Genomic DNA, 1,830 nt, shown 5'->3' on the forward strand with positions numbered 1-1,830 from the left:
CAACCTCGCCAGGCGCATAACGGACGAGACCACCCCTACCTGGCGAGGGACTTACTAGGGCATCAAGGGCAATCTGCCTACTTCAAACGCCCTCTAAGCCCGCCGCGTGGCCCCCGCTCCACCGAGGGGGACAACGCGGCTTCCTCGGCTCCGGCCACTCGTCGCCCGTGCTACGCGCGGCCGGCGCCAACAAGAGGCCGGACCACCCCTCAGCCTGGACAGCGATCCGGGGTGGTCCGGTCCTGGAATCCCTGATCAGGACCTCGGTGCCGATGGTACCGGGGTGGTCGGCGTGCTCGTCAGCGACGCTGTGCAGGTCCACGAAGGCGGTCCTGCCGCCGTGCTCCGTGTGCTCGCACAACCCTGCGGGCGCCGATCCGGTCTGCTCGCTACGTGCGCAGCCGGAGCCTCGCCGCCGACGTCCCCAGTCCGACCGGGCCGCGTAGCATCGTGGCGATCGGAGTCGTCCGGGTACGGAAGTCGGTGTAGCGGCCCGTGCTGAGGTGCCAATGGAGGAACCCAGCCATCCACTCCTCCAGCTGCCGGAGGTAGTCGGCCAGGCTCGCCTGTTCCTCCTCGCCCAGCTTCAACTCGTCGTACAGCTCCGGAAGCTCGATATCCCGGAGGTGCTCGTACTCCCGCAGGCGGGCGGTGAGCAGCCGGTTCACCCCGTCGACGGCCTCCGGCAGGTCACTGCCGGTGAACCGGCGCAGCGCCAGCACGCCGTTGCTGAGGTCCTCCTCGAACTCGATCTCCATCTGGTACGACACCACGTCGTTGAACCAGCCCACCCAGTCTCCGACCACCGCGGTCAGCCGGCGCATCGGCCTGCTCCGCATGACCGCGTCCGGCAAGGCCTCCCCCGATCCGTAGCCGATCAGGTCCGCGCAGATGCCGGCCCCGACGGTCAGCCGCCGCATCTCCATATGGTCGATCAGCTCCGGTACCCGGTTGTGCACGAGATTGAAGATCTCCCACAGGCCGGACCGGAGATGGGCCACCGTGTTGTCGGCGAGCTTGCGACGAAGTTCGCCCGAGACGGCCGGTGCGGTGCGCAGCCACAGGTCCGCCAGCCCCTGCTCCGAGGGGTTGGACGGCACCGGCATGGCGAGCGTGTCGAGGGGGACGAACCGAGCCAGCCGCTCCAGATAGACCTTCGCCCCCGCCAGGTCGCGGCGACGCTTAAACACCTCCAGAAGGTAGTCGTCCTGGATGAACCCCCAGGTGTACCAGTCGTTGAGCAGGTCCAGTTCGGCGATCTCCGCGTCGGGGTGCGCCGCCGCGCCGAGCATCGGGTAGTCCGCCGCCTCGACACTCGCGTCGTTCCAGATGCCCAGGCCGGGCGCGGTGGTGATGCCCGTGCCCCGGATCCAGGCGTTACCGTGCTCGCGGGCCACCTGCAGGAGAGGGTTCATACGGAGCTGGAACGGCATGTAGAAGTCGGGCAGGTCGATCTGTTCGCGCGGCTGCCGGGGAAGGTTTTGGTAGCTGCGCGACCGGCGGCCCACCTGGTGGCGGGTGAGCCCGAGCCGTGCCGCCGAGGTGCCACGGCCGGTCGGACCAGGCAGCAACGGACCTTCCGCCAGGTCGTCGCCGGACCGCTCCGGCAGGTAGCGGCCACCAGGGCGTAGCGCCCATTCAAGGTTGCCCGCCATCCAGTCCTTCAGGCCCTGCACATAGCGCAACACCTCCGCCCGTTCGACCGGGTTCTGCAGGTACTCGTCAAACGCGGGCGCTAGGACGTGTTTGAGATGTGGTCACAGCGCCTGCCGTATGAGGGTGAGCTGGACGGTCGACTCGTAGCGGACGGCGAGCTTGTCGTACCTGGTC

The 1,830-nt window shown here is 68.4% G+C and carries 1 protein-coding gene; it reads right to left on the reverse strand.

The window, feature by feature from the left end; genetic code table 11:
• Positions 1-389 precede the first annotated feature (389 nt).
• Positions 390-1,676, reverse strand: a complete 1,287-nt coding sequence (locus tag ABZ471_RS48505; RefSeq protein WP_359075583.1) for a hypothetical protein — start codon at positions 1,674-1,676, stop codon at positions 390-392.
• Positions 1,677-1,830: the final 154 nt, after the last annotated feature.

Origin of the sequence: Streptomyces sp. NPDC005728, from assembly GCF_040630895.1 — a bacterium.
Taxonomy (GTDB): Bacteria; Actinomycetota; Actinomycetes; order Streptomycetales; family Streptomycetaceae; genus Streptomyces.